Source organism: Neorhizobium sp. PAMB6630 (assembly GCF_058242775.1).
Map to the genome: position 1 here is coordinate 1,222,081 of NZ_CM177836.1, position 25,381 is coordinate 1,247,461.

At 60.6% G+C, this 25,381-nt stretch carries 22 protein-coding genes; 11 read left to right on the forward strand and 11 right to left on the reverse strand.

The genetic code is table 11. The features are described 5' to 3' along the window. Positions 1-62 precede the first annotated feature (62 nt). From AC4CWF_RS05765 to AC4CWF_RS05780, 4 genes are all read right to left on the reverse strand, one after another. Entirely contained in the window at positions 63-809 is a 747-nt protein-coding gene (locus AC4CWF_RS05765; RefSeq protein ID WP_491284171.1) for a HugZ family pyridoxamine 5'-phosphate oxidase, read from the reverse strand. A 3-nt stretch (positions 810-812) separates the two neighbouring features. Further along, positions 813-1,859 carry a choline ABC transporter ATP-binding protein gene (gene choV / locus AC4CWF_RS05770; protein WP_491284172.1) on the reverse strand — a complete coding sequence of 349 codons (1,047 nt, stop codon included), beginning with the start codon at positions 1,857-1,859 and terminating at the stop codon, positions 813-815. Then, positions 1,856-2,662, reverse strand: coding sequence for a choline ABC transporter permease subunit (gene choW / locus AC4CWF_RS05775; protein WP_491285241.1), 807 nt, complete (start codon positions 2,660-2,662; stop codon positions 1,856-1,858). Before choW ends, choV begins: the two co-directional genes overlap by 4 nt. A 231-nt stretch (positions 2,663-2,893) precedes the next feature. Next, entirely contained in the window at positions 2,894-3,841 is a 948-nt protein-coding gene (locus tag AC4CWF_RS05780) for a choline ABC transporter substrate-binding protein (RefSeq protein ID WP_491284173.1), read from the reverse strand. 230 nt (positions 3,842-4,071) lie between these two features. Here AC4CWF_RS05780 and AC4CWF_RS05785 point away from each other — a divergent pair, with 230 nt between their 5' ends. The 3 genes from AC4CWF_RS05785 to AC4CWF_RS05795 all read left to right on the forward strand — a co-directional run bounded on the left by AC4CWF_RS05785 (position 4,072) and on the right by AC4CWF_RS05795 (position 6,753). Next, a complete protein-coding gene (locus AC4CWF_RS05785) occupies positions 4,072-4,524 on the forward strand; it encodes a pseudoazurin (RefSeq protein ID WP_491284174.1) in 453 nt (150 codons plus the stop codon). A 218-nt stretch (positions 4,525-4,742) separates the two neighbouring features. After that, the gene (locus AC4CWF_RS05790; RefSeq protein ID WP_491284175.1) at positions 4,743-5,576 is read left to right on the forward strand and encodes a hypothetical protein; all 834 of its coding nucleotides are present in this window, start codon (positions 4,743-4,745) and stop codon (positions 5,574-5,576) included. A 13-nt stretch (positions 5,577-5,589) separates the two neighbouring features. Then, a complete protein-coding gene (locus AC4CWF_RS05795) occupies positions 5,590-6,753 on the forward strand; it encodes a DUF2333 family protein (RefSeq protein WP_491284176.1) in 1,164 nt (387 codons plus the stop codon). Positions 6,754-6,859: 106 nt separating this feature from the next. On the opposite strand, the gene AC4CWF_RS05800 is transcribed toward AC4CWF_RS05795, so the two are convergent. Together AC4CWF_RS05800 and AC4CWF_RS05805 are read right to left on the reverse strand one after the other, a co-directional pair. After that, on the reverse strand, positions 6,860-7,231 hold the full coding sequence (locus AC4CWF_RS05800; RefSeq protein ID WP_491284177.1) for a PAS domain-containing protein: 372 nt from the start codon (positions 7,229-7,231) through the stop codon (positions 6,860-6,862). Between the two features lie 122 nt (positions 7,232-7,353). Then, positions 7,354-8,046 (reverse strand): helix-turn-helix transcriptional regulator, encoded by a 693-nt coding sequence (locus tag AC4CWF_RS05805; RefSeq protein WP_491284178.1) that lies wholly within the window; start codon positions 8,044-8,046, stop codon positions 7,354-7,356. A gap of 471 nt (positions 8,047-8,517) precedes the next feature. Here AC4CWF_RS05805 and AC4CWF_RS05810 point away from each other — a divergent pair, with 471 nt between their 5' ends. The 4 genes from AC4CWF_RS05810 (at position 8,518) to AC4CWF_RS05825 (ending at position 13,738) form a co-directional block, all read left to right on the forward strand. Then, on the forward strand, positions 8,518-10,794 hold the full coding sequence (locus AC4CWF_RS05810) for a TonB-dependent hemoglobin/transferrin/lactoferrin family receptor (protein ID WP_491284179.1): 2,277 nt from the start codon (positions 8,518-8,520) through the stop codon (positions 10,792-10,794). Between the two features lie 152 nt (positions 10,795-10,946). Then, positions 10,947-12,626 carry a formate--tetrahydrofolate ligase gene (locus tag AC4CWF_RS05815; RefSeq protein ID WP_491284180.1) on the forward strand — a complete coding sequence of 560 codons (1,680 nt, stop codon included), beginning with the start codon at positions 10,947-10,949 and terminating at the stop codon, positions 12,624-12,626. Between the two features lie 87 nt (positions 12,627-12,713). Beyond that, on the forward strand, positions 12,714-13,547 hold the full coding sequence (locus AC4CWF_RS05820) for a hypothetical protein (RefSeq protein ID WP_491284181.1): 834 nt from the start codon (positions 12,714-12,716) through the stop codon (positions 13,545-13,547). After that, the gene (locus tag AC4CWF_RS05825; protein WP_491284182.1) at positions 13,544-13,738 is read left to right on the forward strand and encodes a hypothetical protein; all 195 of its coding nucleotides are present in this window, start codon (positions 13,544-13,546) and stop codon (positions 13,736-13,738) included. The genes AC4CWF_RS05820 and AC4CWF_RS05825 overlap by 4 nt, the downstream gene beginning before the upstream one ends. Before the next feature lie 4 nt (positions 13,739-13,742). On the opposite strand, the gene AC4CWF_RS05830 is transcribed toward AC4CWF_RS05825, so the two are convergent. Together AC4CWF_RS05830 and AC4CWF_RS05835 are read right to left on the reverse strand one after the other, a co-directional pair. Continuing rightward, entirely contained in the window at positions 13,743-14,723 is a 981-nt protein-coding gene (locus AC4CWF_RS05830; protein ID WP_491284183.1) for an extensin-like domain-containing protein, read from the reverse strand. A gap of 102 nt (positions 14,724-14,825) precedes the next feature. Further along, positions 14,826-16,640, reverse strand: coding sequence for a methyl-accepting chemotaxis protein (locus tag AC4CWF_RS05835; RefSeq protein ID WP_491284184.1), 1,815 nt, complete (start codon positions 16,638-16,640; stop codon positions 14,826-14,828). A 354-nt stretch (positions 16,641-16,994) separates the two neighbouring features. On the opposite strand from AC4CWF_RS05835, the gene AC4CWF_RS05840 reads away from it, so the two are divergent. The 3 genes from AC4CWF_RS05840 to queF all read left to right on the forward strand — a co-directional run bounded on the left by AC4CWF_RS05840 (position 16,995) and on the right by queF (position 21,334). Then, entirely contained in the window at positions 16,995-19,184 is a 2,190-nt protein-coding gene (locus tag AC4CWF_RS05840) for an anthranilate synthase (RefSeq protein WP_491284185.1), read from the forward strand. 771 nt (positions 19,185-19,955) lie between these two features. Next, positions 19,956-20,873 carry a cation diffusion facilitator family transporter gene (locus AC4CWF_RS05845; protein ID WP_491284186.1) on the forward strand — a complete coding sequence of 306 codons (918 nt, stop codon included), beginning with the start codon at positions 19,956-19,958 and terminating at the stop codon, positions 20,871-20,873. Next, positions 20,870-21,334 carry a preQ(1) synthase gene (queF, locus tag AC4CWF_RS05850; RefSeq protein ID WP_491284187.1) on the forward strand — a complete coding sequence of 155 codons (465 nt, stop codon included), beginning with the start codon at positions 20,870-20,872 and terminating at the stop codon, positions 21,332-21,334. Before AC4CWF_RS05845 ends, queF begins: the two co-directional genes overlap by 4 nt. 336 nt (positions 21,335-21,670) lie before the next feature. Here queF and AC4CWF_RS05855 read toward each other — a convergent pair whose 3' ends face one another. After that, the gene (locus AC4CWF_RS05855; RefSeq protein WP_491284188.1) at positions 21,671-22,495 is read right to left on the reverse strand and encodes a DUF2076 domain-containing protein; all 825 of its coding nucleotides are present in this window, start codon (positions 22,493-22,495) and stop codon (positions 21,671-21,673) included. Positions 22,496-22,643: 148 nt separating this feature from the next. After that, complete coding sequence (locus AC4CWF_RS05860) at positions 22,644-23,231, reverse strand: HupE/UreJ family protein (RefSeq protein ID WP_491284189.1); 588 nt, start codon at positions 23,229-23,231, stop codon at positions 22,644-22,646. Between the two features lie 216 nt (positions 23,232-23,447). On the opposite strand from AC4CWF_RS05860, the gene AC4CWF_RS05865 reads away from it, so the two are divergent. After that, the gene (locus AC4CWF_RS05865) at positions 23,448-24,035 is read left to right on the forward strand and encodes an ATP-dependent Clp protease proteolytic subunit (RefSeq protein WP_491284190.1); all 588 of its coding nucleotides are present in this window, start codon (positions 23,448-23,450) and stop codon (positions 24,033-24,035) included. 93 nt (positions 24,036-24,128) lie between these two features. Here the strand turns inward: AC4CWF_RS05865 and AC4CWF_RS05870 are convergent, their stop codons facing one another. Next, on the reverse strand, positions 24,129-25,115 hold the full coding sequence (locus tag AC4CWF_RS05870; protein WP_491284191.1) for a phytanoyl-CoA dioxygenase family protein: 987 nt from the start codon (positions 25,113-25,115) through the stop codon (positions 24,129-24,131). Positions 25,116-25,381: the final 266 nt, after the last annotated feature.

Consider the following 25,381-nt stretch of genomic DNA (forward strand, 5'->3'; position numbering starts at 1 on the left):
AATGTGTCAGAAATCTAGCAAGTTTTTGGCAGGATTGTATATCCCTAAATTTTACGTAGTCGTTATACAGCTTTAAGTATTATACGAATTTCGCCATCCGCTTCCGTAACGGTACGGCAGAGGGACGAAAATTCGTAACGCAAACCATTCCCGGCGCCGATCAGGTCAAAACCGGCCGGATCCACGCCGCAAAGGCGATATTTTGCCTGTTCTCGCCCTCCTGCCGCGGCGGCGAGCCGACTCACATCGCTATGTTCCATTATAATATTTTCCTGAAGAACAAGCCAGTCCGTCATGTCCCCCGCCATATCCTGCGGGGGAGCGAGGAACAGCGACGTGCCCTTGATCGCATAGGCGCGTCCGAAGCCGCCATTAAGCGAAGCCGTCTGCGGCACGAGGCGGAAAAACAGGAAATCGGGAAAGTCGATATAAAGTGCCGCCTTCGGATGCCGGTGGAGAAAGCGGGTGCGCAGGAGGCGATGATGGTCACTGTCGCGCGCCACCGCCTCTGCCCGGCACATCACGGTGATGCGCGGATGGGCAAGCGGATCACCCTTGCCGGGTTCGCCGGCGAGAAGCGAGCAGCGCTGGTCGGACAAAAGGCTTTTCGTGTGGCTTGAGAGTTGCGAGACGAGAATGATCGGCACGCAGTCGAAATCGGTTGCCACCAGCGCCCGGCTGACGGCCGGGAAACCGGTTTCCGGATCCAGCACACCAAGCGATACGGTACGCGCTGCCCTGATGAGGCAGCGCGCCTGGTGAAGCGCTGCCTCGTCTGTTTCGCGCAAGACCGAAGGCTTGTCCGCCACGCCCTAGACCTCGCGGCGCCGGTGGCGGGTGAGGCCGGCAATGACATCGTCTGCCCCGATGGTGCCGATGACAGTGCCGTTATCGACGATGCCAACGACGCCCGGTTGACGGGTCATGGCGTCGAGGATATCGACAAGCGGCGTTTCGGCGCGCGCCGTGGCCGTGACGGGTGACTGGGTGGCGGCGGCGCCCGCGCGCATGATGTCGCCTGCTGTCAGCATGTTGATCGGGTTCATGTTCTGCACGAAATCCGCGACATACTGGTCGGCGGGCGCCTGCACGATCTGCTGCGGCGTGCCGCACTGGATGATGCGCCCGCCTTCCATGATGGCGATGCGGTTGCCGATGCGGAAGGCCTCATCCAGATCGTGGCTGACGAAGAGGATGGTTTTTTTCAGCCGGCTCTGGAATTCCAGGAGTTCATCCTGCAGCCGGGTGCGGATCAGCGGATCGAGCGCCGAAAACGGCTCGTCCATCAAGAGGATCGGCGCGCCGGTGGCAAAGGCGCGGGCAAGGCCGACACGCTGCTGCATGCCGCCGGAGAGTTCGCCCACCTTGCGCTCGCCCCAGCTCGAGAGGTTGACCAGTTCCAGCTGCTCGGCCACACGTTTTTTGCGTTCCCCCTCGGGCACGCCGGCAAGCTCCAGCCCAAAGCCGACATTGTCGGAAACGGTGCGCCAGGGCAAAAGCCCGAACTGCTGGAAGACCATGGAGACGGTGTGCATGCGAAGATCGCGCAGGGTTTTTGCCGAGGCCCGGTAAGGATCGATCGGGCCCTTGGCGCTCTGCACTGTCACGCTGCCGCGCACGACGGGGGCAAGCCCGTTCACGGCTCGTAGAAGCGTCGACTTGCCGGACCCCGAAAGCCCCATCAGAACAAGAATCTCGCCCTGCTTGATCGTCAGCGAGGCATTGGAGACGCCCAGCACCAGTCCCGTTTCTGCACTCACTTCATCACGCGAACGACCCTGGTCCATCAGGGTGAGCGCCCGTTCGGGCCGGTCGCCGAAAACGATATCGACTCCGCCAAATATGATCGCGTCGCTCATGCGCCTTCTCCTGCGTCGGTGCGGAACATCCGGTCGAGAATGATTGCGAGGATAACGATGCAGAGGCCCGCCTCGAAACCGCGGGCAATGTTGACGGTGTTGAGCGCGCGCACGACGGGAACGCCAAGGCCGGAGGCGCCGACAAGCGCTGCAATCACCACCATCGACAGTGACAGCATGATCGTCTGGGTCAGCCCCGCCATGATCTGCGGCATGGCAAACGGCAGTTCCACCTTTCGCAGAACCTGCGAGGGCGTGGCACCGAAGGCCATCGCCGCTTCCGTCAGCGCATCCGGTGTCGAGACAATGCCGAGCCGGGTAAGGCGGATGGGAGCCGGGATGGCAAAGATCACGGTGGCAATCAGGCCGGGCACCATGCCGAGCCCGAAGAGGATCAGCGCCGGAATGAGGTAGACGAAGGTCGGGATGGTCTGCATGAGGTCGAGCACCGGGCGCATGACCTCGTAAAGCCAGGGGCGTCTGGCAGCGGCGATGCCGAGCGGCACGCCGATCGCCATGCTGACGGCAGCAGAGGCCACGACGAGCGCCAGCGTTTCCGTGGTTTCCTTCCAGTATCCCTGGTTGATGATGAGGAGCAGCCCGAGACAGGTAAAGAGGGCAATGCCGACAGAGCGGCGCAAAAACCAGGAGAGGGCGGTGAAGGCGAAAACGATGGCCAGCGGATGGGGCCATTGCAGCACGAACAGCAGGCCGTCGATCACGCTCGACAGGACGGAGGAGAGCCAGTCGAAGAACCAGGCGCCATTCAGCGTCAGCCAGTCCACGGCGTTTTTGGCCCACATCCCAATCGGAATACGGTGGTCGGTCAGAATTTCCAAGGGCTTCTTCCAGTGCGGGTCAGGTTTCGGCGGGAAGGGCGGGCCGCAGGGTCAAGGCGGCCGGCCTTTCGGCGAACTCCGTTCCCGGATGGTCTCCGGGCAACGGATGAACACATCGGAATTGCCGCCCGGGCCTTGGTCTGCGGCAGTTTTGGCCACCGCTTGGAAAGGCTTTTGCCGGGCGGACAGAAAGCCTCAGAGGCCGAGCTTGCTTTTGACTGCCGCAAGGCCGTCCTTGCCGTCAAGCGTGGTGACATTGGCAAGCCAGGGTGTCACGGCGGCCGGATTGGCCTTCAGCCAGGCGGCTGCCGCCTTCTGCGGATCCTCGCCATCGTTCAGGATCTTGCCCATGATCTCGTTTTCCATCGGCAACGAGAACTTGAGATTGGTGATGAAGGTGCCGGCATTCGGGCAATCCTTGGTGAAGCCGGCGCGCACATTGGTGAACACGCTGGCGCCACCAAAATTCGGTCCAAAGATGTCGTCGCCGCCGGTGAGGTAAGTCAGCTTGAAGTTGCTGTTCATCGGATGCGGTTCCCAGCCGAGGAACACAACCGGCTTGCCGGAACGGTCGGCGCGGGCGACCTGCGCCAGCATGCCCTGCTCGGAGGATTCAACCACCTCAAAACCCTTCAGGCCAAAGGTGTCCTTGTCCACCATGTCGAGGATCAGGCGGTTGCCATCATTGCCCGGCTCGATGCCGTAGATCTTGCCCTCGAGATCCTTGGAATGGGCGGCGAGATCCTTGAAGTCCTTGATGCCAAGTTCGGCGCCCTTGGCATTGGTTGCCAGCGTATATTTGGCGCCAACGAGGTTCGGACCAAAAGATTCCACCGACTTGTCGTCGAGGAAAGGACGCACGTCATTTTCCTGCGTCGGCATCCAGTTGCCGAGGAAAACGTCGATATCCTTGTTCTTCAGCGACTGGTAGGTGACCGGCACCGACAGGACCTGCACCTGCGGCTTGTAGCCGAGCGCCTCCAGCACGACCGAAGCCGTCGCCGTGGTGGCGGTAATGTCGGTCCAGCCGACATCCGAGAAGCGGACGGCGCTACAGCTTGCCGGATCGGCAGCCAAGGCCTGGCTCGAGACGATCGCGGCAATCGAGGCGGCGAGCGTGAATTTCAGCGATGTTGCGCGCATGGTGGCTCCTTCTTTTTTGTTCCCCGCCATTATCAATATCCCTGTTGCGCAAGCAAGCGCGCCGGATCGCGGCGCGCAATAGGGGCTATTTGCGACAAAATGGCAGAAATGTGTTTTGACCTCGGTCAAATCCCGGCCATGCGCAAGGGCGTATGAGCAGGTCCGCAACGAACACAGGATGTGGCATGGGCCTTGTGAAAGGTCGCACGGCGCGCCAAGGAGATTTACCGATGAAAACCTTCCTCACCAGAACGGGCTTTGCAGCGCTCGGTCTTGCTCTTTTGTCTTCGGCAGCGCTTGCCGCCGACATTGAAGTGAAAATGCTGAACAAGGGTGCCGATGGCGAAGCCATGGTGTTCGAGCCCGCAGCCATCAAGGTGGCCGTTGGTGACACGGTCCACTTCGTGCCCGTCGACAAGGGCCACGATGCGGCAGCCGTCAAGGAACTGCTGCCGGAAGGTGTTGCCGAGTTCAAGGGCAAGATGAACCAGGAACTTGTCGTGACCATCGAAAAGGAAGGCGCCTATGTGGTGAAATGCACGCCGCACTGGGGCATGGGCATGGTGGCGTTGATCGTGGCCGGTGATGGCACGCCCGCCAACCTCGAGGCCATCAAGACGGCGAAGATGGCCAAGAAGACCCGCGACCGGCTGGATGCCGAGATTGCCAAGCTCGGCCTCTGATCAGGGCAGGGCTGCTGCCGTTATAGCCGGCGTGATTGCCCGTCGTGGCGTTGTCGCGGCGGCCTGCCAGCGTCCATTTTACCGCGCCTGTTTCACAGGGACTGCGGCGTTTTTCAAAATCGGTTGTTAATTCATGACATAATCGCGTGTATGCGTGATGGCGTGCCGGGACGCGGAAGCAAGAGATGCGCCCGGCGGCACGGCTCGGGAGTGGCAGCATGACGGAGGGCGCACAGGGACGTCACGGTGACGATACAGGCTCTGCGATGGGCGAGATCCGCGACGCGCTGACCGCGATGATGGCCGATCTCCAGGCTCCCGCGGGAAAACCAGCACTGATCGACCGCGCCCGGCTTGACGGGCTGGAGGAGAGGTTGGCAGCGCTTGGCGTGCGTTTTCGGGTGGCTGAGGGGCAGGCGGCGCATCGGCTGGCCGATCTTGCAACCGCCATCCGGCGTCTGTCTGCACCTTATCTCATGCCGGTGGCCAAGCCGCGCCGTGCGCCACTTTTGCGTCTTTTCAGTCGTCGCAGCGAGGCCTTGCAGGAGCCTGTGGCGCCGCTCATCTTTGCAACGCAGGCATGGCAGCTCGCGGGTGATAGTGCGGGTCTCCTCTCCGTTCTCCAGGCGCAAAAGCTTTTCCTCGATGATGTCCTGCCGCCTTGCGAGGCGTTTGCCGATACCCTCAGAGAGGCCGGCGACAAGAAGGCGGCGGCGAAACGGGATCCCGTGCTCTTTGCCGGCTGGCAGGAACTGACGCATGATCTGATCGATCTCGTCATCGACATGACGGCAAGCTGCAACATCCTGCGCAACCTGCTGACGGTCGAGACTGAGGCTTTCGTTCTGCTGGTCGCCGGCGTCGATGGCACGCTTCTCGCAGACATCGAACGCGATCTGCCTGCTCTCGAACCCTATCTACAGCAGTGGAAGGCCAGCCGTCTCTCGGCAAGAAGCATCGATGCTCGTCGGGCGCATCTCGCCGAGGTTTATCATCATCGCTTCGGTGGTGCTCGACAAGGGGCGGTCTCATCCCTACCTGAAGGCCGATAAAGGAGATCCATGCATGATCGCTGCGTTTTTGAGCCGGTTCCTCAATGCCTTGAAGCGCAGCTTCCGGCTACTGTTTGCCTGGATGGCATGGCCCTTCATGGCGGCGCATGGCTGGTACGGCGGCCGCAGCCTGATGATCAAGGCACCGCTTGGCGTGTTTCTTCTGGGGCTTGTTGCCCTTTATGGTTATTTCATCTGGCAGACGCAGGTGTGGACCGGTTTTGATCCGAACTTCGTCGATCGCTACCATCTGGCGGAGCGCCAGCGTTCTGCCGGACAGGAACTGCCGGCCGCCGTTCCGGCCGCAAGCCCTTCGCCTGCCACGGCAGGCAGCGCCACGACAACGCCTGTGGCCGCACCGCGCCAGTGCCAGACCTCGGCCATCGTTGAGGTTGCGGCTGACCTCACCGACATGAATGTCAACGAAAACGCCTGGATTTCCTCCATGCTGCTCTATCGGGCGGGCTTTTTCGGCATGGACTGGGACAACACGCCTTTCCTCGACAACAAGGCAAGTTTTCAGCGCGGCGTGAACCAGGCGGTGCGGCGCACCTCGGCAGAACTGGTCGATTCGCTCGGGCGCGTGCGCGGCACATCGGGCATCAACGGCGATCTTCAGGATGCGCGCGGCAACCTGCAGTTCGATGAGTTCTCGTGGTATTTCGGCCTTAACCCGTTCGGCTTCAAAACGCCGACCCCGAGCTATTACCGCTCGGCCATCAAGAGCCTGCGCCAGTTCAACACGGATCTGGCGGCCTGCAACGCGATTTTCGATACCCGCGCCGATAACCTCGTGCAGTTTGTCGATCGCATCGCAAACGATCTTGGTTCCACCTCGGCGATCCTCCGGGAACGTTCGGAAAACCACAATGGCGGCTGGTTCGATACGCGCGCCGACGACCGTTTCTGGTTCGCCTATGGCCAGCTCTATGGTTATTATGCCGTGCTTGCGGCTGCCCGCGCCGATTTCGACCAGGTGGTGCGCGAGCGCAATCTGGCGCCGCTCTGGGCCGATACTCTGTCGCAGTTCCAGTCGGCGCTGCGGATCCAGCCGGCTATCATCTCCAATGGCCGGGAAGATGGCTGGATCATGCCGACCCATCTCGCGACCATGGGTTTTTACATCCTGCGCACCCGCTCGAACCTCGTGGAAATCCGCGCCGTTCTCGATCGGTAACGCAAGGACAAGGGGCAGAGCCGTGAAGCGCTGCTCCTTGTTTGCAACACGTGTCACACGGGGCGGGCCGTACCGCTGGGGCGTGGCAGCCGGAGGCGCACGGGGCCTATCGAGGGTCGGATGCAGCAATCATGCGAAGGTCGCCGTAAGTGGGTGGCATCTCGAAAGTGATGCCGACGATATCCCCGCCGCTGCCTTCCTTTGCGCGAAAACGGCCAACGGAGCAGCATAACTTGTAGCTGTTGCCCTGCGAAACCACCCGATAGGTCTTGTGGATGGCGACACGGCGGGCGGCTGCCGCTTCATGACCCTCCATCGCCACGGCCAGATCGTCCGGATGGATGCGTGCGGTAAGCGCCACCACGTCAAGCGGACCATCGGTGGCGGCCATGCCGAAAATGGCACTGGCCTGGCTGCAGCCGAACAGGTGCCCGGTGTCGATCTCGAACCGCCAGAAGCCGGTCCGGTTGAATTGCATGAAAAGGTGCAGGGTGTCTTGCGCGCTGAGACCAAAAGTCTCCTCACCGAAGGCAGGAATGTCATTCGCGACAATAGGTTGAAGCAAACTGTCAGACTCCATGAATGCGACGGTTCCGCGATCTAGCTGATCAGCCGCAGGCGTATGGCCTTGGCAACCAGCTGGGTCCGGTTAACGCAATCGAGTTTCTTGATCGCCTTGTTGAGATAGGCGTTGATCGTGTGATCGGACAAAGACAGGATACTCGCGATTTCGGAGGATGTCTTGCCTTGTGATGTCCAACGCAACACTTCCAGTTCGCGCACCGTCAGCAGTTTTATCGTCGCCGGCTCCTGCCGGCGCAGCCGGTCATAGATCGTGAAGGCCTGCAGAAGCAGCATACCCACTTCGTTGAGTTCGGGGAGCGTCAGAAGCGGGCGGGAGCCCTCCAGTTGGATGATATAGCTGGAGCCGTCGCCCGAGTGCAGTGGCATGACAACGCCCGCGCACGTGTCATGGGCCTTCAGAAGATGCCGCAGCGTATCCGGAATCTCGGGCCTACAGTCCTCCGCAGGAACGGGCTCGCAATTCCAACAGAGTGGCAGGATCATGGTCTTCAGCAGCGGCACCAATGGAGAGCTTTGCAGAAAGCGATTCTGGTCAAAGGCGCGAATATAGGCCTGTGGAAGCGTGCTTTCGACGATCAGCGGTTCTAACAGCATGTCCGTGGAAACGGGTGCATTGGCCAGCGTAAAGTAGCGGAAACCGAACTGTCTGGTGATGTGCGACAATGCTGTGACCACTTCGGCGCGAGTATCGGCCGAGGATAAAGCCATGCTGATATGCGATTGGCGTTCAAGGGTGATCATTCATTTTGCGATTTTTAAGTGCGACAATATTTCTGTCGGATTGACAAGTATTACAATTCAAGTCCCGGAGCCAGAGCCGTTTTCGAATATTAGAATTTACAACTAAAAGTGCTTACGATCGTCTTAAATACCCTTTTGAAGGCGTGCGGTCTTTGTTGAACGGCTGTGCAGCGTTTAGTGCGCTCGCGAGGTTTTGCCAGTGAATTTTCCGACCCCGTCCTGGAAATTCTGAGCTTGTGTCGGAATTGACACGGTTTGATCAACTAAAACATGATCCACAGAGTCATGTTTAATGTTGACAAACAGGATCATGTTTTTTATTCGGCATGGATAAGGCGCTTCTGCGTCGCCGGTCTATTCATCTTCAGTATTGAACGTCGCTCCTTGCGCGGCCGCGATTTTGTGCGCGCTGTTGCTTGGGGGCTGGGAAAGGTTTTCATGCTAAACCGCTTGCGCGTTTCTCTTCTTGCCTGCACAGGTCTGTCGCTCCTTGCGCTGGCTCTTCCAGCCATCGCACAGGAGGCCGCCGTTTCTGCGGAAAATGCAGCCTCCGATACCACCGTGCTTCAAAGGATCTCGGTGAAGGGCGAGCGGGTCGCGGCGGCGGCCAAGGGCAGTGCGACTGACAGCCCACTCACCACAGAAACCACCCGCGCCAAGCTTGAAGACAAGCAGATCACCAATCTGGAAGATCTCGGCCGTGTTGCCGAACCGGGCGTGACGTTCAACCGCACGACCGGTGCCGTCAACATCCGCGGCCTCGAGGGCAACCGGGTGCTTTCCACCATCGACGGTATCCCGATCCCCTATTTCAACGATCCAACCCGCAGCGCGACCGGTGGCGTCGATACGTTCAGTTTCTCGTCGCTGTCAGCGGTGGATGTCATGCGTGGGGCTGATTCCAGCCGCGCCGGCGCGGGCGCGTTGGGCGGTGTTATCGCCTACCGCACGCTTGAGCCGCAGGATCTGATCGGCGAGGGGCGTGACTGGGGCGTGCTCTTGAAGTCCACCTATGACAGCACCGACAAGAGCTGGGAAGGCTCGGCCGCTGTCGCCAAGAAGATCGACAATACCTCGATGCTGTTCCAGGGCAGCTATCGCAAGGGCCATGAGCGCGAGACGAACGGCACGACCGGCGGTTACGGCGCGACGCGCACCGAAGCCAACCCGTCCGACTTCGACCAGCACAACTTTCTCGTCAAGCTGCGCCAGGAGTTGGAAGGCGGCCACACCATCGGCATCACGGGCGAACGGTATCGCAAGGACCGCGATACCGACATGAGAAGCACGCAGACGCTGACCGGCAATTATCGTCCCGGAGACTACACCAATAACAAGGAAAACGAGCGCGACCGCGTCTCGCTGGACTACAAGTTCGAAAGCGAGAGCGACGACAGCATTATCGACAATGCCTGGGCCTCGCTCTACTGGATGAAGACCCGCACGATGGACGGCTATACCGGCTATCGCACGACGTCCGTGACCGGCCCGATCGGGCGCGCCAATTCCAACGAGGAAAGCACGTTCGGTCTGATTGGTTCGTTGCAGAAGGATGTGGATCTCGGCGCCACCAACCACCGCTTCACCTTCGGCTTCGATCTCGCCACCAGCACGATCGAGCAATATTCCGCCGGTTACGACAATTGCCCGGCGCCGCTTGCCAATGGCAGCTATCCGACCGGCTTTACCGCCTGCAGCAATCTTCACACCAATCAGGCCGATACGCCAAAGGTGGATAGCAACCGCATCGGCCTTTATCTCGATGACGAAATTTCAATGGGTGAAAGCGGCTTCAAGCTGACGCCCGGCGTGCGGTTCGACTGGGTGAAGCATGACCCGAAGATGACGGATGCCTTCGCCAGCAATGCCAGCAATCCCGGGCTGCCCGATGGGTTCGAGGATGCCGGCCTCTCCCCCAAACTAAGGCTGGAATATGAACTCGCCCCGAAGGTTGAGCTGTTTGGCCAATGGGCGATGGGTTTCCGGGCACCGTCTGCCGGCGAGTTGTATAGCTCGTTCGGCGGTCCGGGCACCTATCTGCGGCGCGGCAATGCCGATCTGGAAACCGAGACCAGCCATGGCTTTGAAGTGGGTGCAAACCTTGGCGACGAGGAATTCGGCGGTCGCGTGAACCTCTTCTATAACCGCTACAAGAATTTCATCGACACGCGCAGCCTCAGCGCTGCCGAAGCCAGCGCCATCGGCCTGTCTGTCTCCGATTATCCGCAGGGCGGCATCTCCCAATACATGAACGTTGCCCGCGCCGAGATCTACGGCCTGGAACTTTCCGCCCACAAGACCTTCGACAGCGGCCTGCGCCTTGGCGGTGGCTTTACGGCATCCACCGGCAAAAACCTCGACAGCTACAAGAACCTTGCCTCCGTTGCGCCGATGAAGGTGGTGGCAAGCATCGGTTACGATACGAGCTTCTGGGGTGTCGGCGTCGATCTGACCGGCGTTGCCGGATCGCATGACAATGGCAAGGTCGACCAGACCACCTATTCGCGCGCTGCCGGTTACGGCCTTGTCGATTTGACCGCCTGGTGGGAGCCGGAACAGGTGAAGGGTCTGCGCTTTAATGCCGGTATCTACAACGTGTTCGACCGTACCTATTACGACTACACCACCATCCGCCAGACCAGCGGTGCGACCAACAATGCCTTCTATTCGGAGCCCGGCCGCAGCTTCAAGATTTCGCTGACGCAGCGTTTCTGACCTCCAGTCCCCTGCATCAGCTGAGGCGGCGCGATACCTTCGCGCCGCCTTTTCTGTTCGTCACCTTCGATCACGAGGCTCTGGCCATTCCAGCCGGGATCGCGATGCGCTAATGAAGGCGCCACCCTGCAAGGTGTAAGAGCGAGGAATGAATGGGAACCGTGCCGTCCGATATCGATATCGCCAGAGCCGCCACCAAGAAGCCGATCTTTGAGATCGGCGCCAAGCTTGGCATTCCCGCGGAGGATCTGGTTCCCTACGGTCATGACAAGGCAAAGCTTTCCGCCTCTTTCATCGCCGCGCAGGCTGGCAGGCCGGATGGCAAGCTGATCCTCGTCACCGCCATCAACCCGACGCCGGCGGGCGAAGGCAAGACGACCACCACCGTTGGTCTTGGCGATGGCCTCAACCGCATCGGCAAACGCGCCATCATCTGCGTGCGCGAACCCTCGCTCGGCCCCTGTTTCGGGGTAAAAGGTGGCGCGGCCGGCGGCGGTTATGCGCAGGTCGTGCCGATGGAGGATATCAACCTCCATTTCACCGGCGATTTCCACGCCATCACCTCGGCGCATAATCTGCTTGCCGCCATGCTCGACAACCACATCTACTGGGGCAATGCGCTGGATCTTGATCTGCGCCGCATCACCTGGCGGCGCGTGATGGATATGAACGACCGGGCGCTGCGCCAGATCGTTGGCCCGCTCGGCGGCGTCTCCAACGGCTTTCCGCGCGAAAGCGGTTTTGACATTACCGTCGCCTCCGAAATCATGGCGATCCTCTGCCTAGCCTCCGATCTGCACGATCTGGAACAGCGTCTTGGCGCCATCATCGTCGGGTATCGCCGCGACCGCACGCCGGTGTTTGCGCGTGACCTGAAGGCCGATGGCGCCATGGCCGTGCTGCTGAAGGATGCGATGCAGCCGAACCTCGTGCAGACGCTGGAAAACAACCCGGCCTTCGTGCATGGCGGCCCGTTTGCCAACATCGCTCATGGCTGCAATTCGGTGGTGGCGACCCGCACGGCGCTGAAACTTGCCGATTACGTGGTGACGGAAGCCGGCTTCGGTGCCGATCTCGGGGCTGAAAAATTCTTCGACATCAAGTGCCGCAAGGCCGGTCTTCAACCCGCTGCCGCTGTCATCGTCGCAACGGTGCGCGCCTTGAAAATGAACGGCGGCGTGGCGAAATCGGATCTCGGGACTGAGAATGTCGAGGCGTTGCAGCGCGGTTGCGTCAACCTTGGCCGTCACATTGAAAACATCAAGAAATTCGGCGTGCCTGTGGTCGTCGCCATCAACCATTTCTCCTCCGACAGCGAGAGCGAAGTGGCCGCCGTCAAGGCCTATGCCGCCACGCATGGCGTCGAGGCCATCCTCTGCCGCCACTGGGCCGATGGTTCCGCCGGCATCGAGGATCTCGCCCGGCGCGTGGTGGAAATCGCCGACGCCGGCACGGCCGATTTCAAGTCGCTCTACGCCGATGACTTAGCCCTGATGGACAAGATCGAAACGGTGGCACGCGAAATCTATCGCGCCGGCGACGTGACCGCAGAACCTGCCGTGCGCGAACAATTGCGCCGCTTTGAGGAGGAAGGTTACGGTCACCTGCCGGTCTGCATCGCCAAGACGCAATATTCCTTCTCCACCGATCCCGAACGTCTTGGCGCGCCCACAGGCCATACGGTGAGCGTACGCGAAGTCCGCCTCTCGGCCGGCGCCGGTTTCGTGGTGGCGATCACCGGCGAAATCCGCACCATGCCCGGCCTGCCGCGCTCACCCTCGGCTGAGCGTATTGCGCTGAACGAGGCGGGTTATATTGAGGGGTTGTTCTAAAAACAACTTGTCTGAAATGCTGATTGATTCGCTTTTAAGTTGATTTCTTGCTAGGTATTCTTCTTGATTATTTGGTGGGGGGTCATCATGCGCGCAATTGCATTGGTTCTTGCCGCTGTACTGGTTTCGGCTGGATCGGCTCATGGAGAGACGCTTGAGGAGATTCTCAGGCGAAACCATAATATGCCTGGTTTCATGGTGCGGCCTTATGCTGACTTCGGAACGCTGTCCGCGCCACCACCGCCTCCATCTCCTGCCAGTCCGCCATCAGGGACGATCCTTCCGGCCCCGGCCCCGGTATCGGGCACTTTTTCTATTACCGGGCGGGCTACCAGACTCTTTGCGGGGCCGGGGCAGTTCCCTCCGGCCAATTATGCCGCATACGGAATCGTAGCGTTCAAATCCATGCCGGATGCCTCGGATGAAAAGAGGTTTTCCGACATATGCCGGGCTTACGTGAACGCGATCCCGGCAGCGCCTCCCGATTTTCCGACGGCAAGTCAGATGGTGACTGTGTGGCCCGTCGCCAGTGAGGAGGTGGTCGGCCGGCTGACCAGCCTTGACGCTGTGGATAAATGCAAGACAGCAACCGCCAACTACAATCTTTCCCTGTCGCTGGATTACCTGCGCCGTGCGCGGTTTCAGGGGGAGGATGTCGCTGGCACCGGTCCCTACATGCTTGCATGGGCTCCAACCACTGCGCTTGACCAGCCGGACGCAGTCGTGCTCGTGGCAGATCTTTCCGATGTTCAAAACTATGACCAGGCGATCCAGATCATGATTGCTTGGGTTGAAGATATAGAAGCAGACCCGGAGATTTGGAACGACGGCTTTACGGTCGAAAAACTGCGGGTGGCGGTCCGCAGGATCGTCGATAAATACGGGCTGCTCCTCGAGCAGTCCTTCAAGGTGAAGTCATGAATATCCAGGATCTTCTTAAGCTTGGCGCGCCGGGTGCCCTTGGCATCTTGTTGGCGATTGCCGCAATCGCTTGGATCGAGCCGTCTAATTTCGGCGCGATGATTATCATTGTGGTGGCTTCGGTTTCTGTGGCCTACCTGTTGGTCAGCTTGGGCAAACTGATGTTTCTCGGTGGCGGCACGTCGAAGTAGTCCCTCACCGGCAATACCGATAGACGCCCTTGCGCTCCATGACGTCGAGATGCAGGTGGTCCTGGTGGGTGGCGTCGCTGCCGGGGGAAAGCACGGTGGTGAAATAGAGGCAGGCGCCGGCGGTGGCCGTGCGCTGGAAGGCGCCGGTCATTGTCGAATCCTCCTCTTTCGGCGTCATGGCGATCGTTTCGCCATTGTCCAGCTTGAAGCCGGCGATATCGATGGCGTTGCCGCGGGCATGCTCGGAAATCTTGCCGGTTTCTGCGTGGTTGCGCAGCCGGCAGACATAGCTCGATGCGTTGCTGATCCCGACAATACGCCGCTCCGGCAGCGCGGTCTTGAGGCTGGGTTCCACCAGATCCTTCATCCAGCGGGCAAGCGAGAGCGCCGCCTCGCAGCGCATCGGCGTCTTGTCGGAAAGCGGAATGCCCGGCAGCACCTGCGATAGCGCAATCGGCTTTTCGATGCCGCAGCCGTTCTGCTCGTCGGTGACCGGGGGCAAGCTTTCGAACTCAGCCCCCAGCGCCTTCAGGTCTCTCAGGCAGGCCTCGAGCTTTTGCGGATCTTCCTTGACGATGGGCGGCGGGGCAGGGGAGGCCTCGTCCTTCTTGTCGTCTTGCTTCTTGTCGTCTTCCTTGGGGTCGTCCCGCGCGGCGTCCTTGGCTGTGCCGGATGCATCATCCGGCTTCTCCGCTGCGGGCTTGTCAGTACCGGGTTTGCCAGTCTCGGATCTGGAGGGGGCGGCGTCGCTTTCGGGCTGGTCGCCTTTGATTTCATCGGGTTTTGCCGCTGGAACGGGAATGTCCGCCGGTTGGCTGGGAGTTTCCACGGCCGCCTTTGGTGTGTCGGCGGCCGGATTTTTCGCCTGAACGTCTGTCTGTTCGGACACGGGCGGCTTCACGTCGGGGCGCGGACCGTTTTCCGGTAGGTCCATGCCCATCAGGATCAGGCTTGCCGCCGCCAGGACCAATATTCGCTGCATCATTCCACCCGCTCCTCGTGCCGTTCTGGCAACGACAACGCGCGAGCGGGCTTTTGGTCTCATCGCCTGTCGAGGCGGTCACGCATCGCAGTCTTCCGGCATGCCTCAGGCGGCGCGGCTGGTTTGTGATCCCTGCCGGTCATTACGAATGAACTGGCCGACCAGATGTACCATGTCCCCCACTTCCTCGGTCAACGAATGGGTGGCGGCATTCATTTCCTCCACCATGGCGGCATTCTGCTGGGTGATCTGGTCCATCTGGTTGACGGAGGAATTGATCGCCTGCAGCACGTCGGCCTGCTCGAATGCCCCTTGCGCGATGGTATCGACATCGCCCGCGATCGAAGCGATGTCGCTCTGGATTTCGGTCAATGCCTGACCGGTGCGGCTGACGAGATCAACGCCGCCGGCAACGGCGGTGGCCGAACGGGCAATCAGGCTGTTGATCTCATGGGCTGCCGCGGCCGAGCGTTGCGCCAGTGCGCGCACTTCCTGCGCCACCACGGCAAAGCCCTTGCCGGCCTCGCCGGCGCGTGCGGCTTCCACTCCGGCATTCAGCGCCAGAAGATTGGTCTGGAAAGCGATCTCATCGATCACGCCGGTAATCGAAGCGATCTGCTGCGAGGCATCCTCGATGCGCTCCATGGCGGCAATCGCCTCGCGCACGATCTGTGAGGATCGCTCGACGTTCTCGCGCGCATGGGTGCTCTTGACCAGCGTGTTGCGGGTGAGGCTGCTGGAGGTGGCAACCTTGGTGGTGATCTGGTCCAGCGCTGCGGCGGTTTCCTCGAGTGCGGCCGCCTGCTGTTCCGTGCGGCGTGCGAGATCGTCGGCGGAGCCATCGAGGCTTTCGGAATTGGCGCGGATCTCGTCGGCCTTGCCGAGCACCCGCTTCATGGTCTGCTGGAAAACGGCCAGCGAGCGGTTGAAGTTTTCGCGCAGCACCTCGAATTCGGCATGGAAGGGGTCGTCGAGCGTCACATGAATGTTGAATTTCGACAGCCGGTCGAGACCGGCGCCGAGATCATCGATCACCTTCTTCAACGTTGCGGCCCGTTCCACCTCGCTTGCCAGCTGTTGGGCGCGCTCGGCTGCGGCGCGGTTTGATTGCTGGCTGGCCTCTGCCTCCAGCGCCTGCTTGTCCAGCGCGGCCGTGCGGAAATGTGCAACCGCCTTGGCCATTTCGCCCACCTCGTCCTGACGATTGCTGTGCGGCACCGGGCTCTGATAGTCGCCCGCAGCAAGCGCCGTCATGAAACGGCCGATATCGCGCATCGGGCTGACGGCCATCCGCCGGAACAGCGTCAGCCCCCCGAAAAGCGAGGTGATGGCAAACAGACAGGCACCGTAGGCGAGCATGCGAAAGGTGGTGTCGAGCGCCTTCGAATGGCTTTCAACCGTGGCCATATAGGTTTCCGACAGGCCCACCAGCGTCACGACGGCTGCACGCTGCTCGAGGAACAGCCGGCGAAGGGGCACAAGGTTGATGTCGCGTCCGTCCGCTTTTGCCAGGTTGAACTGCGGCACCATACGGCGAAACAGCATGTCCCAGAACGCGTCTGTGGCCGGCTTCAGCTTCGTTTCGATCTGTGTGCGGATCTCGTCGGGCAAGTCCTTGCCAGCCCAGACGGCAAGACGCGTCTCGCTGTCCTGGCGCAACTTTTGCAGGACGACAATATTGGCATCGGTCTCCTCCGGATGCCGGGCGGTCTCGATGGCGGTGAGATAGGCCTCCACCAGAAACATCGGCGGCGGAAGAATATCGGCGACCAGATCCTTGGCGTCGACAATCCGCTCATACTGCGGCCCCTCGATCTTCAACTGTTGCAGAGAATACAACAGCGTGCCCACAGCAAGGCAGAAGCTGGCCATCAGCGTGCAGCCGAAGACGACAAGAAACCGAGAGATTGTTATCTTCATCCGTAAGACCCCGAACATGCTGATATCCGGCCGCGACGCCCCCGTGGCAACCGTTTAATTTCGAAGTAACTAAAACATGGATTTATTATTTAAACGCTAATCTGGTCAGCCTGCCGCGGTGCAACCGGTCTGGTCTGAAAACGCGCAGGGGGCTTGCGGGACGCGGGATGACGCGGTATCACCATGCGCATGAAAACGTCGATGATCATGGCTATCTGGTGGTGGGCTCGCTAAAACGCGGCCTTGACCACTCATGTTCTGAGACAAGACAAAGCCGCCCGAACCTCGAGGCGGCTTTTTTTGTCTTAAGAGCGCCTTCCAGGTCCGGATCAGAGGATAATGGAGAGGTGTTGCATGGTAACGATTATCGAAGACGATGGCTCCGAGGTTTATGAGACCCGCGGTGGCATCACGGTCAGCCGCAAACGCCGGCCGGCGCCCTATGCCGATGCGATTTCCAGCTATGTCGACAAGCTGGACGAGCGGCGCGGGGCCGTGTTTTCCTCCAATTACGAATATCCGGGCCGTTATACCCGCTGGGATACGGCCATTGTCGACCCGCCGCTGGGTCTCTCCTCCTTCGGCCGCAAGGTGTGGATCGAGGCCTATAACGGGCGCGGCGAAGTTCTCCTCGATTTCATTGCCGAACGGCTGGCTGCCGAAAGCGAACTGACGCTGGGTGAGCGCTCCCTTCGCCGGCTGGATCTGACCGTAAACCCGCCGACGCGCGCCTTTACCGAGGAAGAGCGCTCGAAAATGCCGACGGTGTTTACCGTCTTGCGCGCCGTGGTCGATCTTTTCCATTCGGATGCGGATTCGGCAATCGGCTTGTTCGGTGCCTTCGGCTACGATCTTGCCTTCCAGTTCGACAGTATCGACCTGAAGCTTGCCCGCCCGGACGACCAGCGCGACATGGTGCTGTTTCTGCCTGACGAAATCCTTGTTGTGGACCATCACGCGGCAAAAGCGTGGATCGATCGCTACGATTTTTCGCGCGGGGAAACGACGACCGTCGGCAAGGATCAGGAGATCGCGCCCGATCCCTTCCGCACCACTGATAAAATTCCGCCAAAGGGCGATCACCGTCCCGGCGAATATGCCGAACTGGTGGTGAAGGCCAAGGAAAGCTTTCGCCGCGGCGACCTTTTTGAAGTCGTGCCCGGCCAAAAATTCATGGAGCGCTGCGACAGCAAACCCTCGCAGATTTCCAATCGTCTGAAGGCCATCAATCCGTCGCCCTATTCCTTTTTCATCAATCTCGGCCATCAGGAATATCTGGTTGGCGCCTCGCCGGAAATGTTCGTGCGTGTATCTGGCCGGCGCATCGAGACCTGCCCGATATCCGGCACCATCCGTCGCGGCGAGGATGCGATCTCCGATTCGGAGCAGATCCTGAAGCTCCTGAATTCCAAGAAGGACGAGAGCGAGCTGACCATGTGCTCGGACGTCGACCGCAATGACAAGAGCCGTGTGTGCGAGCCGGGTTCGGTCAAGGTCATCGGCCGGCGCCAGATCGAGATGTATTCGCGCCTCATCCACACGGTCGACCATATCGAGGGCCGGCTGCGTCCGGACATGGATGCGTTTGACGCTTTCCTCAGCCACGCCTGGGCCGTTACCGTCACCGGTGCGCCAAAACTCTGGGCGATGCGTTTTGTCGAAAGCCATGAAAAGAGCCCGCGCGCGTGGTATGGCGGGGCCATCGGTATGGTCGGTTTCGATGGCAACATGAACACGGGGCTGACGCTGCGCACCATTCGTATCAAGGATGGCATTGCCGAAGTGCGCGCCGGTGCAACGCTTCTGAACGACAGCGACCCGCAGGAAGAAGAAGCCGAAACCGAACTGAAGGCATCCGCCATGATTTCCGCCATCCGCGATGCGCGTGCCGGCAATACGGCCAAGGTCGGACGTGATGTCCAGAAGGTTGGCCAGGGGGTGAAGATCCTGCTGGTCGATCATGAGGACAGTTTTGTCCACACGCTCGCCAACTATTTCCGCCAGACGGGAGCCGAGGTCTCCACCGTGCGCTCGCCGGTGGCAGCCGAAATCTATGACCGGATCAAGCCGGATCTGGTGGTTCTGTCGCCTGGACCGGGCAGCCCCAAGGATTTTGACTGCAAGGCCACCATCAAGGCCGCGCGGGCCAAGAACCTGCCGATCTTCGGTGTATGCCTTGGCCTTCAGGCGCTCGCCGAAGCCTATGGCGGCGAGTTGCGTCAGCTTGCCGTGCCCATGCACGGAAAACCCTCGCGCATCCGCGTGCTGGAAGCCGGGACAGTGTTTGAAGGCCTTGGCCGCGAAGTCACCGTGGGACGTTACCACTCGATCTTTGCCGATCCCAAAACCCTGCCGCAGGATTTCATCATCACCGCCGAAAGCGAGGATGGCACGATCATGGGCATTGAACACGCCAGGGAGCCCGTCGCCGCCGTGCAGTTCCACCCGGAATCCATCATGACGCTCGGCGGTGACGCCGGCATGCGGATGATCGAGAATGTGGTGGAAAAGCTCGCCAAGCGGGTGAAGGAAAAGGCGGCTTAGGAATATGGTGTGGGAGAGGTGCCGCTTGGCGCCTCTCCCGAGTCAAGGGAGGCTCCAGACACTGCCGGCGGTTATCAGTAGGGTTCCGAGGCAATACAATCCACGGAATATCCACTGGTTTAGGCGTTCGGAGAGCGTGAATCCGTCAAATGTCTGAATGTTCCAGCCTTGGAGAGCCAAGGAAGCCCAAAGCAGAATTGAGGTTCCGAGAACGATGATTCCGATAGCTGGGCTACTGGATACACCCCAAACAGATCTCGCGCCTAACCCTGCCGCCGCACCACCTGTCAAAGACAACGCGCAACACTTGAACGCGGAGCACAATCCATGACGGATCTTGTGGACGCCGCTATCTATCCTTGTTGCGTCGGCGCTTGAATTCCGCCGCGCCGTGTCACGTTTTTCCTCTTCTATAAATGCTTCGGGATCCACCAGTGCCAAGTACACAATCTTCAACTTGGCAGTCATAGACGTAAAAGATGGTTCAATTGTCATTTCCAATCTCATTCATTTGTTAGATTATTGCATGTGATTGTCTTTCCCGAAATGCATTCGGTGGCGGAGAGGCGTTAAATGTTGGCCGTTTAGCGCCCTCTGTGTGGCCGCCAACGTTCTTTCGTCGTGATGCCTTTTCGCCGAACAGGCTTTGACATTCGCTGCAATCTTCGTCATAGACGCCACCAATTCGAAACCGCCGGGCGCTATGTTGCGCTCCGGCGGTTTCGCCGTTTCAGGGCACTTGCAACTCATTCGCAGACGCATGGAAAGACGATGACCGACACGAAGAACGCACTGGTTCAGCGCCTGGCGCTGTGGGGGATCCCGCTCGCTATCGGCGTCATGGGCCTGAAGATGCTGGCCTGGTGGGTCACCGGGTCGGTGGCGCTTTTGTCGGACGGGCTGGAAAGTTCGGTCAATGTCACGGCAGCCTTCATCGCCTATTTCGTCATCCGCTACGCGCAACGCCCGGCCGATGATGACCACCAGTTTGGCCACCACAAGGCAGAATATATTTCAGCGGTCATCGAGGGCGTGCTGATTATCGTTGCCGCCCTTCTGATCGTCAAAGAGGCCTGGGGTGGACTGGTCGAGCCGCGCCTGCCGGATGCCCCGGTGCTGGGGCTTGCCATCAACGGGTTGGCCGGCGTCATCAACGCGGCCTGGGCAACACTTCTCATCCGCATCGGCACCAGCCACCGCTCGCCGGCGCTGAAGGCGGACGGCCATCACATCATGTCGGATGTGGTGACGTCCATCGGCGTTCTGATCGGTCTGGTTCTGGCCATCCTCACGGGTTATGCGATCCTTGATCCGCTGCTTGCCATCATCGTCGGCATCAACATTCTCTACCAGGGCGGCAAGGTCATTTCCCATTCGGTGGGCGGGCTGATGGACCGGGCTGTGGAGCCGGAAGAGGAAGCGGCGATCAAGGCGGCCATTACCGCCCATTCGGCCGGCGTGCTCGACGTGCATGATCTGCGCACCCGCCGCGCCGGCGCGGTCGCCTTCATCGATTTCCATCTGGTGGTGCCGGCTGCGATGACGGTTGTCGAGGCGCATGCCATCTGCGACCGCTTGGAAGATGCGATCAAAGAGGCTATTCCCGGCGCCTCTCTCGCCATCCACGTGGAGCCCGAAGGCGAGCGGGCACATGGTTTGAAAGTTCAGGTAGAAGGTCACGAACAATGAGCATGACGGATGTCAGCGGGCTGTCGCAGCTCGGCCAGAAGGTGGATGCACCGCAAAGCCCGGAACAGGCTGTTCTGGAAAAAGTACCCAACAGCAATGCCGGCACCGATTATGTCGTGCGCTTTACTGCGCCGGAATTTACGTCGCTCTGCCCGATGACCGGCCAGCCGGATTTCGCCCATATCGTCATCGATTACATTCCGAATAGCTTTCTGGTCGAATCGAAATCGCTCAAACTGTTCCTGCAGTCCTTCCGCAACCACGGTGCCTTCCATGAGGATTGCTCGGTCTATATCGCGCGCCGCATCGTGGAGCTTCTCGATCCGAAATGGCTGCGCATCGGCGCCTACTGGTATCCGCGCGGCGGCATCCCGATCGACGTGTTCTGGCAGACCGGCGACCTGCCGCAGGGTGTGTGGCTGCCCGACCAAGGCGTTCCCACCTATCGCGGACGTGGGTGAGCTGCGACGGCTTTAGCCGGCAAATCGCTCCAGTGGAGCGATTTGAGCAGCGAACGCCCTGAGCTAAAGCGAAGGGCCGGGGCGCAGCCAGCAGCGACGGCGAAGCCGGCAGATCGCTCCAGTGGAGCGATTTGAGCAGCGAACGCCCTTAAGCCAAAGCGAAGGGCCGGGGTGCAGCCAGCTGCGACGGGTGTCTGGAAGTTGCCCCTCACTCTGGCTTGCCGGGGGGGGCGCCACGCATCTCCATCCTCCTTCTCCCCACAGGCGGGGAGAAGAGTCCGCAGGACGCAGCCGGATGAGGGGCTTTTGCTTGGCGCTGCCCGTAGCATCAAAAAATTACGCGAAATCGCTGTCGTCGCTCGTGTCGAAATCGCTATCGTCACCGCTCCAACTGCTGTCGGCCTGCTGGATGTTGTCGTCGGCGGAAGTGTCCGGCACGTCATTGGCGTCGATAGGGGCTGACGGCGCATCACCATAATAGTTGTTGATGACGGTTTCCTCGATCGGGGCGCCGGCCAGACCTTCGGCGGCGGGATTTCCAAGGCCAAGGCCGGACATGTGGTTGCTGAAAATGCCGCTCAGCGAATTGGCGAGCAGCATGCCGCCGGCAACGCCAGCCGCCGTGCCAAGCGCGCCAGTGAGGAACCCGCCGCCCATGCCGGGACGACCGCCGGAAGACCAGGGGCCGGCCGGCTGCTGCGGTTGATAACCCTGCTGGGGTGCATATCCCTGTTGCGGCTGATAAGCGGGTGCCTGTGCATAACCGCCCTGCTGGCCAAACGGCGTGGGCTGCTGGGCAGGCCCTGCCGACGGGGCGCTGCCCCAGGGGCCGGCAGCCGGCGCTGGACGTGCGGCCTGCTGCGGCGCGCGGCCGGAGCCGAAGATCGAATCGAGAAACCCGCCGCGGCCCTGTGGCGGCTCCTGCGCCGGAGCAGCTTCAAGCTGGCGAATGCGTGCCTCAAGCTCGGTAATATGCGCGGAGGCCGCTTCCAGCCCTTTTTCCTGCACGATGACGGCCTGCGCCAGGTAATAGGGCGCGGCGGGCTCTGCTCTCAGCGCATCGGCAATAAGGCGTTCCGCTTCCGGGTCGCGCGGCGTGGCGGTGGCAGTGCGGATGCGGTCGAACAATGCGCTCAGCAGTTGGCGTTCTTCCGGTGACATGGTCGTCTCCTCGTGTGGCGGGCCAAGCGGCAGCCCATGAGGAGGAAATGGGGCTGGATTCGGGCTTTTTCAGCAGCGGCGATTGTTAAATCGCCGTAAGTTTCGGGGGACTTGTGCTCCCCCGAACGCAGGGAATTGAGACGTGGTCTCAGCCAAACACCAGCGACAGGCCGGCAAGGGCGGTGAGGCCGCCGGCAATCCGTGTCAGCACCGGCGCTGCCCGCCCGGCTGCAAGGCCGATGGCAATGCCGGCCGCATGCAGGAAAGCAGTGGAAATGACAAAACCGACGCCGAATTTCCACGCGCCGGCAGCCCCCAGTTCCGCCCCGTGGGCATGGCCGTGGAACAGTGCAAACACGGCAACGATGGCCGCCGACATTGCCACCGGAAGACGCACGGCCATGGCAACAAGCAGGCCAAGCCCGATGACCGAGGCCAAGATGCCCGGCTCGACAAAGGGAAGCTGGACGCCGGCGAGCGCCAGCGCAAAACCGGCCGCCATGGTGGCAACAAAGGTTGCCGGCACGATGGCGAGGGCTGCCTTGCGGCCCGGCACGGAGGCAATCTGCGCTGCCCACAGACCAACCGCCACCATGGCCAGCACATGGTCTGCGCCAAACAGCGGATGCGACAGTCCAGCGGCAATGGATCCATGCGCCAGCGGATCGAGATGGGCGAAGGCAGGTGCGGCGGCGGCGGCAAAAGCACCTGCGGTCACCGTGAGACGTTTCAACATGACAAGTTCCCCTTGAACGGATTTTGGCAGCGAAGACGGTGGGAGCCCGCCGCGATGCCATCGCGACAAGATTAGGCAGTGCCTAAAAATCTGTCCATCCGCAAAATGACGAAGACCGGATTCACCTTACGATGCGCTCCTGGCGTTTGGCGCATTGTTTTGTGACGACGAACGCATTATGTCCGGGGTTAGGAAATCCACACTGGAGACTGCTCGATGCTTGATGAGAACGACGACGACAAGACGAAGGAATTGGCGCTCGGCAAGGAAACGGAGGCGAACCTTTTCAAGTCGCGTTCGATCTTCATCTATGGCGGCATTACCCAGGAACTGGCGCAGAAGGTGTGCACGCAGCTTGTGGCGCTGGCCGCCGCCAGCGACGAAGACATCCGCATCTATGTGAACTCCCCCGGCGGCCATGTCGAATCGGGTGATTCCATCCATGACATGATCAAGTTCATCAAGCCGAAGGTCTGGATCATCGGCACTGGCTGGGTCGCCTCCGCCGGCGCGCTGATCTATGTGTCGGTTCCGAGAGAACGCCGCATTTGCCTGCCCAACACCCGCTTCCTGCTGCACCAACCCTCTGGCGGCACCCGCGGCATGGCCTCCGACATCGAGATCCAGGCCCGCGAAATCATCAAGATGAACCATCGCCTGATCAAGATCTTCTCCAAGGCCACGGGCCAGACGGAAGAAAAGATCGCCAAGGACATCGACCGTGATTACTGGCTGTCTGCCGAAGACGCCGTGGGCTACGGCCTGGTGTCGAAGATCGTCGAAAGCCAGTCGGAAATCGGCTGAGGTTTTCTCGCCCTTGTCTGAATAACAAAACCCGCCGGTGTGATGCCGGCGGGTTTTGTCGTTCTGGCGCAAGGCCGTGCGGCCCTTGAAGGCTCAGCGCACGATGGGTTCGCCGTGATAACGACGCCGTGAGGGTTTGGAGATGCCAAAGCCCACTTCCATCATCAGCCGCGGTTTTGTCTTGGCAAGTGTGCCCATGTGAAAGCCGAATGGATCTTCGACAAAACCGAAGCCGGCCGGGCCGGTCAGCGTTGTGGCACTGTCTTGACCATAAAAGGACAGCACCTCTTCGGAGGGATGCCCGACCAGGAGGGTCAACTGGTGTTTCAGCCGGCGCCTGCGGTGGCTTGTGCGCACGAAGACATGCGGGCCGGCCTCATCGTCCACATCCGACAGGTAGAAGAAGAATTTCAGCATGCGCCAGTCATCGAGATCGAAATGAAACTTGAAGGACGCCTTGTTGAGATCCGCCTCCGAGGCCGCCTTGGTGGGAAAACTCCACCAGGTGCGGGTGGTGATCAATTGTGCCTCGCCGCCGAGATAATGGCGTGCAATGGCAATCAGCAGCGGATCCTGCTGCACGGCAAGGGCGGCCGGGCATTGCAGGATACGCTCGAAATGGTGGCCGCTCAGCAGCGAACGGCCAAACCGTGCCTCCGCCTTGTCATGCTCCGGTGCCAGAAACTCAAGCTTTCGGTCGAAATTGCCAAAGCAGGGCGTGGTCGTGGCGAATTGGGCGATCTCTTTGGTCATTTCCGCCGGAAGCGTCAGCCCGGTAAAGATGCCATCGCGCCTCAGTGCCTCGGCTGCCATGCGCGGCGAAATATTGCCGAACATCGAGGGCTGGGAGGCGGTGTCTGCCACTTTTCTTGCCGTCAGCCAGTGGGCACGCCGGGCCGGCATTGTGCGGGCCAGAAGAAACATTGCAAGCCAGGCGGGATTTTCCCGGAGATCGGCAAGGTAGGTCGGAACGCGGGCCGCCATGCGACGCAAGACGCCGCCGCTGCGGGCAATGGTTTCAAGATCCTTCGGTTGCTTGCGAGAGGTCGGTGAAGGTCCAAGAGTTGGTGTCTGATCCATCTGCAATCCTCGATCTGGCATGGATGCTCCATGCGCGCCTTGATCCGCAGCCCCGAGGAAAAACTAGGCCATTTCGGCCTTTGCTGCAATGCAGCGTAAAAGCTGCATCGCTTGGTAATGGGTTGTAATGTGAAACGTATTCAAGGACTTGCGCATGTATCGTCGGCGGCAATCGAGGACTATGACCGGCAAACGCGCCGCAGGTCTGCCCAGGGGAGGTCCAGCCGAGGCCACTCACCTCTGTCCAATCTGCCCTCCAGATGGCA